The organism is Enterobacter cloacae complex sp. S1, assembly GCF_014930525.1.
GTDB lineage: Bacteria > Pseudomonadota > Gammaproteobacteria > Enterobacterales > Enterobacteriaceae > Enterobacter > Enterobacter hormaechei_C.
Window position 1 is genome coordinate 113,153 of sequence record NZ_JADBRE010000005.1, and the last position, 14,303, is coordinate 127,455.

General features: G+C 56.4%; 13 protein-coding genes. 11 read left to right on the top strand and 2 right to left on the bottom strand.

Going from position 1 to position 14,303, the window contains the following annotated elements:
- The first annotated feature begins 15 nt into the window (after positions 1-15).
- The 11 genes from IM290_RS05710 (at position 16) to IM290_RS05760 (ending at position 12,022) form a co-directional block, all read left to right on the top strand.
- Positions 16-693, top strand: a complete 678-nt coding sequence (locus IM290_RS05710) for a pilus assembly protein (protein ID WP_015570085.1) — start codon at positions 16-18, stop codon at positions 691-693.
- 6 nt (positions 694-699) lie between these two features.
- Positions 700-3,294, top strand: coding sequence for a CS1-pili formation C-terminal domain-containing protein (locus tag IM290_RS05715; RefSeq protein WP_015570084.1), 2,595 nt, complete (start codon positions 700-702; stop codon positions 3,292-3,294).
- Positions 3,272-4,870, top strand: coding sequence for a hypothetical protein (locus IM290_RS05720; RefSeq protein ID WP_023295679.1), 1,599 nt, complete (start codon positions 3,272-3,274; stop codon positions 4,868-4,870). Before IM290_RS05715 ends, IM290_RS05720 begins: the two co-directional genes overlap by 23 nt.
- Positions 4,871-4,876: 6 nt before the next feature.
- Positions 4,877-5,530, top strand: a complete 654-nt coding sequence (locus IM290_RS05725; RefSeq protein WP_193042209.1) for a hypothetical protein — start codon at positions 4,877-4,879, stop codon at positions 5,528-5,530.
- Between the two features lie 73 nt (positions 5,531-5,603).
- On the top strand, positions 5,604-5,798 hold the full coding sequence (locus IM290_RS05730) for a hypothetical protein (protein WP_013094846.1): 195 nt from the start codon (positions 5,604-5,606) through the stop codon (positions 5,796-5,798).
- Between the two features lie 23 nt (positions 5,799-5,821).
- Positions 5,822-6,007, top strand: coding sequence for a hypothetical protein (locus IM290_RS05735; RefSeq protein WP_001196016.1), 186 nt, complete (start codon positions 5,822-5,824; stop codon positions 6,005-6,007).
- Between the two features lie 67 nt (positions 6,008-6,074).
- Positions 6,075-8,171, top strand: coding sequence for a peptidase domain-containing ABC transporter (locus IM290_RS05740; RefSeq protein WP_017383654.1), 2,097 nt, complete (start codon positions 6,075-6,077; stop codon positions 8,169-8,171).
- A complete protein-coding gene (locus IM290_RS05745; protein ID WP_033487009.1) occupies positions 8,168-8,917 on the top strand; it encodes a hypothetical protein in 750 nt (249 codons plus the stop codon). Before IM290_RS05740 ends, IM290_RS05745 begins: the two co-directional genes overlap by 4 nt.
- Before the next feature lie 6 nt (positions 8,918-8,923).
- On the top strand, positions 8,924-10,174 hold the full coding sequence (locus IM290_RS05750; RefSeq protein WP_059295640.1) for an HlyD family secretion protein: 1,251 nt from the start codon (positions 8,924-8,926) through the stop codon (positions 10,172-10,174).
- Between the two features lie 89 nt (positions 10,175-10,263).
- Complete coding sequence (locus tag IM290_RS05755) at positions 10,264-11,043, top strand: MBL fold metallo-hydrolase (RefSeq protein ID WP_058685445.1); 780 nt, start codon at positions 10,264-10,266, stop codon at positions 11,041-11,043.
- 25 nt (positions 11,044-11,068) lie between these two features.
- Positions 11,069-12,022 carry a GlxA family transcriptional regulator gene (locus tag IM290_RS05760; protein WP_193042208.1) on the top strand — a complete coding sequence of 318 codons (954 nt, stop codon included), beginning with the start codon at positions 11,069-11,071 and terminating at the stop codon, positions 12,020-12,022.
- Positions 12,023-12,050: 28 nt separating this feature from the next.
- Here IM290_RS05760 and IM290_RS05765 read toward each other — a convergent pair whose 3' ends face one another.
- Positions 12,051-13,139 (bottom strand): AAA family ATPase, encoded by a 1,089-nt coding sequence (locus tag IM290_RS05765; RefSeq protein ID WP_023295682.1) that lies wholly within the window; start codon positions 13,137-13,139, stop codon positions 12,051-12,053.
- 146 nt (positions 13,140-13,285) lie between these two features.
- The gene (locus IM290_RS05770; protein ID WP_193042207.1) at positions 13,286-14,245 is read right to left on the bottom strand and encodes a DUF523 and DUF1722 domain-containing protein; all 960 of its coding nucleotides are present in this window, start codon (positions 14,243-14,245) and stop codon (positions 13,286-13,288) included.
- Positions 14,246-14,303 lie beyond the last annotated feature (58 nt).

The window sequence follows — 14,303 nt, forward strand, 5'->3', positions numbered from 1 at the left end:
GTTTAGGGAAATAGCATGTTTAACCTCAAATCCACCTTCTTATTTTTATTATTTATCTCTTCCTCCGCGCTGGCCATTAATGTGGGAAAAGTCACCACCATTATTTCTGCGGATGCTGACTCCACCGCCAAGGAAATAAAAAACGAAGCAGACAGCGTGCGTATTGTTTCTGTTCGCGCACAGCGGATCAGCAGCCCAATGGATGAAGGGATCGTCATTAATCCGGAGAAAGTGGACGAACTGTTGCTGACGCCCACGCGCATGGTAATGCCCGCCGGTACCAGCAATATCGTCAAATTTTACTATCACGGGAACGCCGATAACAAAGAGCGTTACTACCGCATTACCTTCACGGATGAAGGGGTAAGCGAAGAGGTGGACAGCGGTTCGCCAAAAAACGGCACCGGGATGACGCGTGCGGTGGTGAGCACCATTCTGGTGGTTCAGCCCCGGGATAAGAAGATTGATTTCGTCTATGTGGCGGGAAAAATAACCAATAAAGGGAACACCTCGTTTCGCGTCAATGCGACCGGGACCTGCCTGAAGCCGAATCCGGAATCCCCCGGCACGCCGTGTAGCAAAAACTTCTACCTGATGCCAGAGACCTCGCGCGCTATCGAGGATATCAACGTTACGGATAACCATTTTCATCTCGGAATATGGGACCTGAAACAGTTCATTCCTGTTAAGTAAGGATGCATGGTGAAAAATAAATTAGTGTTGCCGGTGATGATGGCTTGCGCATCCGGCACGCTGCCCGCGCTTGCGCATGCAGCCTCAAGCTCCGTGGTTATCGCTAATTACCGTTTTCCCGACTCGCTTTATGCACTGCTGGAGCAGGGGATCAAAATTCCCGTTTATCTGGTGAATACGCGTCCACACTCAGCACAACAAGGGAACCACGAAGGCACGGCGAACGAATATGTTCGTATCGGTGACGTGACGCTCTTTGCAAAAGATCTGAAGCTGGGGTTGAGGGATGTTCAGGTCCAGGAGTCTGATAACGGCATTCGTCTGTCAAAAGAGATGCGGGCGTTACTGCAAAGCATTAACGATAAGCAGTTTGATGACCAGATGCGTATTCCGGTTAGCGCGGGTTCGGCGTTCGAACTGGATCAGAAAAAAATGCGCCTGTTGCTGAATCTGTCGCAGAGTGACTACGGGGTGAATATTCGCCCGCGTGAGGTGGACATTGATGCGCCGGAGTCTGACGACCTGAGCGGCACGTTCTCCTACAACCTCGGAGCGTATCACACCGAGAGCGGCTACGGTGACAGCTGGTCGTCGGGCTATCTGAACGCGAGAAACTGGATCTCAATGGGCGTCGATCATGTGCTGATCGACGGCTCTGGCTACGTCAACGAGAACAGCAGCGATACCCAGATGAACGCGGTTATGTGGGAGCGCGACTATCAGGGGATGCGCTACGCCGCGGGCATGCTGAACGGCTGGGCGATGCAGTCTCTGGCGAGCGTCAGCGGGATTTCCGGCGGTGAAGTCTACGGCGTTTCCATGGGCAACCAGGCCAACTCCCGCAAGCGCGATAACACGCTCTCTCTGACGCCGGTGGTGGTCTATTTTCCCACGGCGGGCGAGGCCCGTATTCGTCGTGACGGGCAGCTTATCGGCATTCAGCGCTTTGACGTCGGCAACCATGAAATTGACACCAGCAGCCTGCCCTACGGGATCTACAGCGTCGAAGTTGAAGTGGTGAGCGGAAGCCGCACCGTGTCGCGCAGCATGTACACCGTAAATAAACCGTTCTCCAGCAACGTGTCGGAAACGCTGCGCTGGCAGATGTGGGGCGGGATGTATAGCCGCGATAAATCCGTCGTCAATTATAAAAAATACGCGAAACGCAAAAACGAGCAGGATAACACCTACTACTACGATTACGACACCAAACATAAAGACACCATGTCGCTGGTGGGAGCTTCGTTCAGCAAGCGCAGCGGGATGGTCGACTGGAACGCCTCTACCTACATGATGCGGGAACACATCGTCAGCGAGCTGTGGGCCTCCCTGAACCTGACGGGCTATTTCTCGGTGAATACCCAGACCATGGCCGCCTCCGACGGAACGTATCGCGCCAACTATGGGGCGAATCTCAGCCTGCCGTGGCAGATCGGCTCGGTGTGGTACTCCCATGAACAGCTCTCCAGCGGCAAGTTCCTGGATATCTATGAGAGCAAGGGCAACACCTGGGGCGCTTCCTTTAGCCTGCCGTCATTCGGCCTGCCCTCGGCAGGCAACCTGAGCCTGATGCGTCAGGAAGACGACCTCTATCGCTATAAACGCTATCAGCTGGACTACTCCCAGGGGTTATACGCCGGTCGCTACGGTACGGCGCGCCTGCGGGTGGGAATGTCGCGCAACAAATACGACGGGTATTACGAAGAGAAAGATCGTTACGTAATGCTCGATTTCGCCATACCGCTCGGCAATACCGTGTCGGTTGGCGTTTCCCACAATCGCGATACCGGCACGGCGTTGAACGTCAGCGCCAGCCGCCAGTTTGAGGGCGATTACCTGAAATCGGCTACCGCCAACGTCTCGAAAGCCTTTAACAGCCGCCAGGATCGCAGCGTAAGCGGCGGCGGCAGCGTGAACTTCGACACGCCGTGGAACAGCAACATCCTCAGCGTCCAGAGCGGCATGAGTAAAGGCTGGAACTCCACGCTGACCAGTGACGGCAGCGTGGGCTGGTCCAAAGAGGCCATCGCCGCCGGGAAAGGCACCGAAAGCGCAGGGGTGATTGTCAGTACCGGTCTCAAATCTGATGAAGCGCTGACCCTGAAGCTTAACGGCCGGGCAGAACGCATCAAAGGGGATAAAACCTGGCTGTCGCTGCCGGCATACCAGGCTTATGACCTGGAAGTGATGAACAGTGAAACTGGTACGGAAAGCTATGAGATTGGCGCGAATGCGCGTCGCCATATCACGGTTTATCCGGGTAATACCGTGGTGATGAAGCCGCAGGTGAAGAAAATCGTCACCCTGTTTGGTCGTCTTGTGGATGCAAACGGGGCCCCGGTTGGCGCCATGCAGATCAAAAACCATGTCGGGCTGACCCGGACGGAAAACGACGGACGCTTCGTGATCGACGTTGATAAGAACAACCCTGTCCTGAGTATCGCCACGCCGGACGACAGCGTCTGCGAAGTGCGCCTGGACATCGAGTCTAACCGCGGTGCGCTGTGGCTCGGGGACATCTCCTGCGACAAAGGCGATTTTGTCTGGCAGGAAGCAAAAGGAACGCAGGAACGTGACGATGAAAAAGATATTCGCTCTTAATTTACTGCTGATGAGCGCGGCGGCCCAGGCGCAGGAGCTGCCCTATTTCGCCATTAATAACCCGGACAATAACGGTACGGGAAACAGCGCGGGGCTGTTTAGTCTGAACAGCACGTCGACCGCGTTTTTACACGGTTCGCGCGAGTGGCCGACCCTGAGTGCGAAAACGAATAACGGTATTGCCACTTACATCCCGGACAACAGCTACAGCGGTCCGGCAGGCAGCGCGCTGACCATCGACTTTTCGGTGACCGGTTCCAGTGCCTCTCCGTTCTTTAAAGGGACGGCGTGTTCCTCGTCCTGCGGCAACACGGGGTACACCCCGACGACCAGCTATACCGACACGTCGATGGTGGTTAAGCCGCCGGTGATGGAGCCCGGCACGTCATACGGGCGCTGGGTACTGGGCGATCCGTTCTTTAACTATCTGCTCAACGCCGCGCCAGGGGATGAAGTGACCATCACCTCCACGCCGCAAATCAGCTCCATCAACAAAGTGACCACCACCAATACGCTTCACAAGGTGGGCACGCTGACCATGACCAACGCCAGGGCGCTTAACCTGGGGATTGACCCGATCAGCGGTGAGGTGACGATTGTCGATGGATCAACGGGGGCCACCTGCACCAAATACACCCGCAACACGGTCTCTGGCGTCCTGTGCGACCTGCTCGAATACACGTTTGTTGGGGAGGACATCTCCGGTTACAACGGGGGGCTGGCGCTCACCTCTTCCCGCGTCAACAGCGTGCTGCAATCGCACATGAGCGGCGGCACCGGGCTTGCCGCCGAGCTGACCTTCGATGAAAACACCTGGTACAGTATCTCCGGCGGTATCCTGAGCGATACGCGTGTCCTGGCGAACACCTTCCTTGCAGCGCCGCAGAAAAACGGCGGCAAAGCGTCCCTTAAAATCTTTTTGCCGAAAGCGTTAATTCTGAGCGTGGCGCAGGCGGGGGACGGCAGCAACATTGGCAATATCGTCAGCCTGTGTCTGACGCCCGGCAACAGCTCGCTGGCGGCGGATTTCTGCTTCCAGCCGGGGGGCGGCCTGGTGATTAACCCTATCGAGCCCGGGCTGGAGATTGTGCCAGACAACCCGGATTACACCCTCGATCCTGACGGTCTGGGCGGCTCCGGGAAAGGCATTATCGGCGAAGCGCCCATTGAGATCCCCTACACCATCACCTACAGCGGGGCGCAAAAAGATGCGGCGATTGCGGTCACGGTAAAAGTAACCGGGCCTACCCAAAGCCTTAATGGGGTGGACTACTGCGCCTTTAGCGGCAACGGCTTCACGGTTCCCATTCCGGGCAACGTGCTGGTGGGGAAAAGCCAGACGCTGATGGCGCACAACTGTAAAGGCGAAGTACTGTCGATCCCGGCACCGGCCACCCATGCGGAAGAGTGGGACAAAATGAGTTCCGGCGTGACCGATATGTGGCTCTGGAAAACACCGCTGGTCCTCCAGTTCGTTATGGATAATCCGGTATCGAAAACCACCTATGACGGAAATAGCTGGTTTGGCGAAGTGACCGCGCAGGGAAGAATAGATGTTAGCGCATCCTGGAATTAATCAACCATGACTGGAAAATTCCTGGCTATTTTTGCAATAAATTGCTTCATTTCCACAGGGGCAAATGCTTTAATTATCGAAAGTCTGAATATTGATTTTCTTCCCGAAAGAGAAGTTGTTTTTCAGCCGATAAAAAACGATACCAGCGAACGTCAGAATTATACCGTTTCGCTTATTCAGGTAGACGTTCCTAAAGAGAAGGGAAAAGAAACCGAAATAAAAGATGGCGAAGTCATGTATTCGCCTAAGCAATTAACGCTGGGGAGCGGTGAACGCGCGGGTTTTAAATTTTATTATACCGGCCCGCATGACAACAAAGAGCGATACTATCGCGTAAAATTCACCGAGACGCCGCTCCAGGCAAAGGTTGTCACGCGCAAAGGCCAGCGCATCCAGTCGGATGTGGTGGTCTCGCTTGAGGCTATTTTGATTGTCCGTCCATGGACACGACATTTTGATTATGCGTTTAGCAACGGGGTGGTGAGTAATACCGGGAATACCTATTTTAAATATGTTTCCTCGGTCGGGTGCAGTACGCAATACAACAATTCAAAATATATTCCGCCGGGGCAACGGCTGGAAATAGATAATGCCGGGCAGGCTGCAAGGCGGATGATTATTTATGGCAATAAAATTATTCCGCTTACCACCTGCCCGTAGCAACCGCTTTCCTTCATAAAAGGAAATTAGCCTTTAGCATCATGCTAAAGATCCATCACTACAGGAGATAAAAATGAAAGCGATTTCATTCGTAGAAGCGAAAGACATTATCGGTGGCGCGTTAAACCCGTTCGCTGGTCTGGTTAAAGGTGCACAGCTGGGTTACGACACCGGCGCAAGCATCATGGGCATGGTTGGCGGTGTGGTTGGCGGAATTCTGGGTGGCGCAATGGGCTTCCTGGGTGCGCTGGTTGGTAGCTACAACTAATTCACGTTAACAGGAAAAGACTCATGCAAGTTATCGATTTCAAAAAAGCACAGGCCATCATCGGTGGTTGGGATCCGTTTGCTGCCGCTATTCAGGGCGCAAGCGCGGGCTATAACGCGGGCAGCCAGATGTTAGGCGCGCTGGGCGGCACCATCGGCGGCGTGTTCGGCCTGGTGGGCGGCTTCATCGGCGGTTTCTTCAGCGCCTAAGCGAGAAGCACGTTGTACGCATGGCCCGCATTGCCGGGCCATTTTTTTATTTCAGCCACGGATCATTATGTTTTCGCTCTTTCAGTATAAAAAACAGGGTAAGACCCCTGTTATTCGCCAGCATGAATTTACCGAATGTGGACTGGCCTGCCTGGCGATGGTGTTGGGGCACTACGACCACCATGTCTCCGTCAGCCAGCTGCGCCGGGAGATTTCCGTTTCCGCCGATGCGGGAACCTCAATGGCGGAATTGATGACCCTTGCCAGCGATAAAAATATGTCTGGCCGGGTGCTTAAAGGCGAAATCACTGAAATAGAAACGTCTGAGCTGCCGCTCATCGCCTTCTGGCGCGGCAACCATTTCGTGGTCATCGTGAAGATCGACAGCCGCAGCGTGACCGTTCACGACCCCGCCAGCGGCGTGCGTCGTTACCGTCTGAAAGAGGCGGAAAAACTCTTTTCCGGCTATGTTCTTGAGCTTAAGCCCACGCCGTGCTTCGAAAAGAAATCCCCGGATGAAAAGCTCACGCTTGGCCGGTTAGCCAATAAATCCCCGAGCCTGTTCCAGCGCCAGCTGCTGCTGTTTGTGCTCTGTATTTTTACCCTCATCACCATGCTGGCAAGCCCCACCTACGTGCAGCTGATTATGGATGAGGCCATTTCCCGCAGCGACAGCGATCTGGTGATCCTGCTCACCGCGATCTTCGCTATCGTCTTTATCTTTGAAGTCATCGGTAAATTCCTCAAGCAGCTGCTTGAGATCCTGATGCGTAACATTGCCTATGACGATTTAAGCCAGTCCGTGCGCCACTACATGCTGCGCACCCAGACCAGCTGGTTCCGCTCGCGCCCGCCGGGCATCGTGCTGGCCATTGAAAAATCGCTCCACGCCTGCGCGGAGTTCATCAGCAATGGTTACGTGCAAATTCTCTTTTCCAGCCTGATCGCCGTCACCAGCCTGCTGTTTATGCTGCTGTATAACGTCAAAATTGCGCTGCTGACGATGCTGCTGATGGGCGTGTTTTTCCTGATCCGCTTTTCGCTGATCGGCCCCTATCAACGCGCGGTGGATGACTCCATCGAGCGAACCGCCCAGTATGAATCCCTGCTGGTGGAGACGCAGAAAGGGATCATTACGCTCAAAGCGAACAATATGGAGCAGGCCCGGGATGCGGTGATGGATAAATCCCAGCGCGAACACATCGCCGGGCTGATGCGTAAAGAGCGGCTGCTGGCCCGCTTTGACGTGGCTTCGCTGCTGGTGATCAATGCCGAGCAGCTGCTGGTGGTCTGCTTTGGCGCGTGGCTGATCCTGGAAGGGCAGATGAGCATCGGGATGCTTTACGCCTATATCAGCTATAAGCGCTATTTTTCCGATGCCATGGTGCAGGTGGCGCAGAAGCTGCTGGACAAAAATGCCCTCAAGGGGCCGCTGGATCGCGTGGGCGACCTGCTGTTTGCCCCCTCTGAAACCAGCCAGTTTGGGAAGCGGATTGTCACCTCGCCGGTCTGTCTGCAATTTGAGGATGTCTCATTTGCCTATCCTGGCCGGGAGGCCACGCTACAGCATATCAATATGACCCTGAAGCAGGGCGAAGAAGCGGTGATTGTGGGCCAGAGCGGGTCGGGAAAAACCACGCTGCTGCGTCTGATCTCCGGCATGCTGCTGGCATCGTCTGGCACGCTGCGGATCAATAAGATCCCCATTGAGGAGTGCGATCTTTCCTCGCTGCGTCAGCACATCCGCATCGTCCATGCGGACGATATTCTCTTCACCGGCTCGATTCTGGACAACATCGCCTGCTTTGACAGCGCACCGGATAAAGAGCAGGTCATTGCCGCGTGTCGGCTGGCGGAGGTGGACCACGTCGTCGCCCGGCTGCCGCACGGCTACGAAACGGAGATGCTGCCGGGGAATACCTTTTTCTCTGCCGGGGAGATGCAGCGTCTGGTTCTGGCGCGCGCCCTGTACAGCCAGCCTAAGCTTCTGCTGTGCGACGAAGTGACGGCGAACCTGGATAAAACGACCGCGCAGAAAGTGCTGGCGAACCTGCGTAGCCTGGGGATTGGCCTGGTGTTTGTTACCCACTCGCCGGACGTGGTGGGCTGCCAGGGGCGTCTCTATACCATGGAAAACGGCACCCTGCGGGAGAGTGAGCAATGATGTTTCTGCCGCGTCTCTATGCGCGCCTGTGCGCGCGCCAGGCCGGGCGCACGCTGCTGGCAAACCGGATCACGCAAAACTACAGCCAGTTTATGCGCTGCCCGGAGGCCGATGTCCCGGCTGATTTTCTGCATCAGAACGCCCATGAGCTGAGCGGGTTTAACTTCGTGGAGCAGATCTTCCCGCCCGCGCTTTGGGCGCGCAACGTCCGCTTCGATCTGCACGCGTACGTGGCGCAGTGGACGCAGGAGCAGGCGTTTTACAGTTCATCTCGCACCCTGCTTCTGGGAATGCGCTGGGCGGGCTTTGGTCTGATCGTGGATGCGCTGCTCGCCACCGCGCCAGCCGATGTGCGCTTTCAGTTTATTACCCGTCACCCTGCGCTGCATAAGCTAATGGCCGCGCACGAAGGCCGACGCGCCAGCTCGTTTTTCGCCCCTCACCGCCTGGTGACGGTGCTGCTGATGGACGAACGCCTGCCGGATGCGCCGCTGTTCTCCACCCAGGCAGGGGATCAAAAGGCGTGGTTAACGGATGTCTCAACGCGGTTTTTATCGCGCTATGGCTACAGCGTCCGAACGCTGCTGCCGATCTGTTCGCTGCACGCGGCGGAGTTTGGGCTGGAGAGTCAGGCGTATGCGCCAGAGGATTACCGTCAGGCCGCCGCCGACACGCTGAACGCGCTGCGCAAAACCCCCACGCTCTGGAGTGCATGGGACGATCTTTCAGTGATTTATCATGGATGACATATCGTGAAATTAAAAAAACGAAGCCGACAGCGGCGGGCGCTGATCCCGCATCATTTCTCAAAAAGCTATCACATCAACGCGCCACGGCTGAAAGCCGTGCTGACCTTGTTCATCACCTTTTTTCTCTGCCTGCTGGTCTTTGCGATTGTCTTTAACTTTTCGGAAACCACCCTGGCGCGCGGGGTGCTGATCCCGGCGCAGGGCGATGTGGAAGTCCGCGCCCGGGAGTCCGGTACGCTTGTGGATTTTGCCGTACGGCCAGGTCAGTACGTGAAGGAAAACGATCCGCTGTTCACCGTGTCACAGGACTATGGCGGCAAGCAGGGCTCGGTGGTGCAGTTTGACCGCCAGCAGATGGAAGCGGAGAAGAAGCGCAGCGAGCAGCGCATCCAGGCCATTGAGGACTCGATTGCGTCGTATCGCAAAAATCTGGCGCAGCAGCTGGCTCTCACTGACAAGCAGATCGCCGTTTCCCGCGATAAGGTGAAGAAGCTGCGCGCGTTGTTAAAAAACAGCACCGACACCTACGAGGCGTGGAAATCCGTCTCCGGGAAGGGCTATGTCTCCAAAGTGGATCTCGATAAAAGCCACAACGATGTGCTCAATGCGCAGCTCAACCTGACGCTGGAGGAGAGCACTATTCTTGAGCTTGAGGCACGAAAAACCAGCCTGACCGACAGCACCCAGTCGCAAATTGACTCTCTGAGCGAAGAGCAGCTGTATGTGAAAAACCGCATCAGCGAAATTGACCGCAACCTGTCCAGCCGGGGAAGTTCCACCATGGCGATGTTGGCCCCTTCCGACGGTTACGTGGTGGCGATTAACTTCCCGCCTGGCCGGGCCATTACGCAAAATAGCGAGGTGGTGGTGGTGATCCGTAAAAATACCGCGGCGACGATGGAGGGGTACCTGTATGTTCCGGCAACGGGGGTGGGGCGCGTGGCGAAAGGCGATAAGGTCAAGCTGCGCTTCGACTCGTGGCCCGTGGACAAGTACGGTTCCGTGGAGGCAACGCTGTCCGATTTCTATGAGGTAAACATTGATGCCCATTCGGCGCTGATCCCGCTCCAGGAAGGGCAGAACTACTACCTGGCTAAAGTGCGCGTCCCCTCCTGGTTTACCGACCCGGACAAGAAAAAGCGCATGCTGATGGGCGGAATGACGGTGAACGCCGATATCGTTATCGATCGTAAGCCGCTCATCAATCTGCTGATTGCGCCGCTGGAAAGGGTACGCAAGCGGTTTATCGATTGACCCGATTTCATCGATCATCGCCCTTTAGCCCACATTCTTAACGGCACCCTGGGGCTATTCTCCTTCTCATACCAACCGGAGGATAGCCCATGAACATTACGCAAATTCGCAATGCCACCCAGCTGATCACTTACGCGGGAAAACGCTTTTTAATCGACCCAATGCTGGCGCCAAAAGGCACTTATCCGGGTTTTCCCGGCACGGCGCGGGCTGATATTCGCAACCCGATGGTCGATCTTCCCGTTGACGTTCAAACGCTTCTGGATGCTGACGCGGTGATCGTCACCCATACCCATGCCGATCACTGGGATCAGTACGCCGTTGAGCTGATCGCCAAAGGCAAGCCGATCTACGTGCAAAATGATAGCGATGCCGCGCTGCTGCGCAGCCAGGGATTTACCAACCTGACGATCATGACCGGGGAAACAACGTACGGCGATATCCGGATAGTGAAAACCCACGGCGGCCAGCACGGTACTGACCGCGCCTACGCGGTGCCGGAACTGGCAGAACGGCTAGGCGAAGCTTGCGGCGTGGTCTTCAGCCACCCGGATGAGAAGACGCTCTATATCGCCGGGGATACTATCTGGCGTGAAGAGGTGGCCGCCGACCTGCAAAAACACCAGCCGGATGTGGTGGTGCTTAATGCCGGTTATGCGCATGTGATTGGCTTCGGGCCAATTATCATGGGCGAGCAAGATGTGCTGAACGTCCACTTCCAGCTGCCACAGGCGCAGCTTGTCGCGACCCATATGGAAGCTCTCAACCACTGCCTGCTGACCCGCCGCGCGCTGCGCGAGTATGTTGATGCCAACGAGGCAGGTGACGCGGTGAGCATTCCCCAGGACGGCGAAACCGTTATATTCTGACTGTTAAAGGGGACAGGAGAGACAGATGCCGCTTATTAACGTTGCCATTGTCGCGGTGGACGGGTTTAGCCCGTTCCACTACTCCGTCCCCTGCATCCTGTTTGGCGACACGGTATCCGGGGAAAAGCGCTTTAACGTCACGATCTGCGCTGAAAAACCGGGATTCCTGAACTCGAAAGACGGTTTTGCCCTGCATGCGACGCAGGATTTTTCCGCGATCGCATCGGCTGAAATTGTGGTTGTACCCTACTGGCAGCACGTTCTGGAGCGCCCGCCTCAGACGCTGCTCGACAGCCTGGTTCAGGCCAGAGACAACGGGGCGGAAATTGTTGGGCTGTGTCTGGGATCGTTTGTGCTGGGCTATGCGGGCATACTCAGCGGCAAACGGGCCGCCACTCACTGGGAGTTTGAACGCCAGTTCCAGTCGCTATTTCCGGACGTCCGCCTGGATATCAACGCCCTCTACGTGGATGACGGCAATATGATTACCTCGGCGGGTACCGCCGCCGCGCTCGACTGCTGTTTGTATATCATCCGCCAGCGCTTTGGCAGCGTCGTCGCCAATCAGATTGCCCGCCGGATGATCGTCCCGCCGCACCGAGAGGGCGGGCAGGCGCAGTTTATTGCGCAACCTGTGCCGAAAGATACCCGTGATGGGCGGATTAACTGTCTGATTGACTACCTTCAGCAGCATATTTCCGAACCGCATAACCTGGACTCTCTTGCGGAAGTGGTGTCGATGAGCCGGCGCACGCTGACCCGCCATTTTATCAAAGCGACGGGCATGAGCGTTGCCGACTGGCTTACCGCCGAGCGCCTGCGGCGCAGCCAGGTCCTGCTGGAGTCCGGCAACCTGCCAATCGAAAACGTCGCCGGGCAGGTGGGGTTTTTATCAGCGGTGACGTATCGGCAGCAGTTTAAGGCGCGCTTTGGCGTCAGCCCGGCGGAGTGGCGCAAGACGTTTCGTACTCGCCAGTAGGCCAGGTAAGCGTAGCGCCACCTGGCAATTACCCCAGCCTCTCCATCCTCGTCTCCCCCTCCGCCATCGACAGCTGATACAGCGAAAACGATCGGTGCTTCTCAATCAAATGCGCCAGCTCCGGCGAATGGCTGGTGAGCCAGATCTGCGAATAGCGGCTGGCCTCGGCAATGAGGCTTGCCAGGGCGGGCAGCATCTGCGGATGCAGGCTGTTTTCCGGTTCGTTGAGGGCGATGAATGCGGGAGGGCGCGGGCTTAACAGCGCCACCGCCAGGCACAAAAAACGCAGCGTGCCGTCGGAGAACTCTGCCGGTTCCAGCGGTCTGCTCAGCCCCTCGCGCTGCATCATCATGCGGAAGCGCCCGCCGGTGTTGTCGCTGTAAAACACGCAGCCGGGGAAGGCCTGGTCGAGAATGCGCATCAGCAGCAGCTCGTCGCCAATTTCGACAATGGTCTGAAACGCGGCGGCCAGGTTCGCGCCGTCGCTGGCCAGCACCGGGGAACGAAAGCCCACCTGCGGGGCACGGATCGCCGAGCCGGATGAGACGGAAAACTCGTGATAAAATCGCCAGTTACGCAGGGACTCGCGCATCTGCGACACTTCGGGGTAGAGGTGCGGTTCACCGAGCTGACCGAACACCGACTCGTTCTCATACAGCGTACCGCTGTGGGTCACTTTTTCGTGATGCACGTTGTTCAGGAATACCGCCTGATTCTTACGCTTCATCAGCTGTGACGACGGGCGACGGTGCTGTCCGCCGAGCCAGATAGATTCCTCCTTGATCACCGGATCGAGCTGAAACTGTGAGGGGTAGGGCAGCTTTTCCACGAACCCGACCTGAAGCTCATATTCATAGGTTTCCGTTTCCACCGCCAGGTTCATGCGTCGCAGCTGGTCGCTGCGGGTTTTTCCCGCCCAGAACACTTTCAAAATTCCCCCCTCGTTCGCCAGCGCCTGGGAGAATTGCCCCTGCGCCGCGCTGTGCATCAGGTAAATCGCTTTATAAATATTGGATTTTCCGGTGCCGTTGGGGCCGAACACGATATTGAGCTGTTCCAGCTCAAGCGACATATCGCGAATTGAGCGGTAGTTCTGAATATGCAAATTTTTGATCATCGGGGTACTCCGCTGTGCACGCTTAACCTGTACAGAATTACAGTATTTTACGCTGAGCGCAAAAAAAAGACGACAGTGAGGGTGTCGTCTAAACGGGGTACTGCTTTGGGCCTCTGTGGGTCAACAGGGCCTTCGCTTCTTTCTTATCAGGTAACGGCCAGACGCAGACCCAAATCATCAGGATAGGGATCAAAGTAGTTTTGCGTCATCAGATACCGGTCAGGGTATTCAGCCAGATAATGCTTCAGCAGCGTCAGCGGCGCGAGGATCGGCAGCAGCCCGTCCCGGTAATGCAGGATCACATCCCGCAGTTCTCTACGCTGGCGGCTGTTCAGCTGGTTACGGAAATAGCCCTGAATGTGCATCAGCACGTTAGTGTGATTCTTCCGCGAAGCGGGTTTTTTTAGAATGGTCATCAGCTTGTCGCGATAGGCCACGAAAAACGCGTCCAGATCGTCCCACTCGTGCAGTGATGCCACGAACGGGCCAATTTCACGGTAGCCTGCCTGATGGTGCGCCAGAAGCTGAAGCTTATAGCGGCTGTGAAAGTCCAGCAGGGCACGGCGCGTCAGGCCATTTTTACGCATTACGTTCAGTTCGTGGAGAGCGAAAACGCGCTCAACAAAGTTTTCCCGTAGTACCGGATCGTGCAGGCGACCGTCTTCTTCGACGGGCAGCCAGGGGAAAGTTTCAAGGAGGGCGGCGGTGAACAGCCCGACACCCTCCTTGCGGCCCCGGTTGCCGTTTTCGTCGTACAGCCGCACGCGCTCCATGCCGCAGCTGGGGGATTTTGCACAGACGATAAAACCCGCCAGATCGCCGATTTTCGGCAGATAATCTGCCGTAAATGCGGCCATCTTCTGCGTGACGTCATCGTGCGGCGCTTTGCTGAACCGCATTTCTGTCTCGCCGCCGGTGGTCATCACCAGACGCAGCGCCGGACGAGGCGTGGGCAGGCCGATAGCCATTTCAGGGCATACCGGACGGAAAGCGACCCACTGCGCCAGCTCATCCATCACAAAGCCCATACGCTTATGCCCGCCGTCAAAGCGAACGGCGGAACCGGTCAAACATCCGCTAATACCCAGCACAGGTTTTGTTGTCATGGTGTGCACCTCCCGATCTCATACCTAAAAGTTACACAACAATGCGTATTTGTCCAAG

Excerpts from the sequence above, each read along its gene's own strand:
- IM290_RS05710 (WP_015570085.1), top strand. The coding sequence starts at position 16 with ATGTTTAACCTCAAATCCACCTTCTTATTTTTATTATTTATCTCTTCC.
- IM290_RS05715 (WP_015570084.1), top strand. The coding sequence starts at position 700 with ATGGTGAAAAATAAATTAGTGTTGCCGGTGATGATGGCTTGCGCATCC.
- IM290_RS05720 (WP_023295679.1), top strand. The coding sequence starts at position 3,272 with ATGAAAAAGATATTCGCTCTTAATTTACTGCTGATGAGCGCGGCGGCC.
- IM290_RS05725 (WP_193042209.1), top strand. The coding sequence starts at position 4,877 with ATGACTGGAAAATTCCTGGCTATTTTTGCAATAAATTGCTTCATTTCC.
- IM290_RS05730 (WP_013094846.1), top strand. The coding sequence starts at position 5,604 with ATGAAAGCGATTTCATTCGTAGAAGCGAAAGACATTATCGGTGGCGCG.
- IM290_RS05735 (WP_001196016.1), top strand. The coding sequence starts at position 5,822 with ATGCAAGTTATCGATTTCAAAAAAGCACAGGCCATCATCGGTGGTTGG.
- IM290_RS05740 (WP_017383654.1), top strand. The coding sequence starts at position 6,075 with ATGTTTTCGCTCTTTCAGTATAAAAAACAGGGTAAGACCCCTGTTATT.
- IM290_RS05745 (WP_033487009.1), top strand. The coding sequence starts at position 8,168 with ATGATGTTTCTGCCGCGTCTCTATGCGCGCCTGTGCGCGCGCCAGGCC.
- IM290_RS05755 (WP_058685445.1), top strand. The coding sequence starts at position 10,264 with ATGAACATTACGCAAATTCGCAATGCCACCCAGCTGATCACTTACGCG.
- IM290_RS05760 (WP_193042208.1), top strand. The coding sequence starts at position 11,069 with ATGCCGCTTATTAACGTTGCCATTGTCGCGGTGGACGGGTTTAGCCCG.
- IM290_RS05765 (WP_023295682.1), bottom strand. The coding sequence starts at position 13,139 with ATGATCAAAAATTTGCATATTCAGAACTACCGCTCAATTCGCGATATG.
- IM290_RS05770 (WP_193042207.1), bottom strand. The coding sequence starts at position 14,245 with ATGACAACAAAACCTGTGCTGGGTATTAGCGGATGTTTGACCGGTTCC.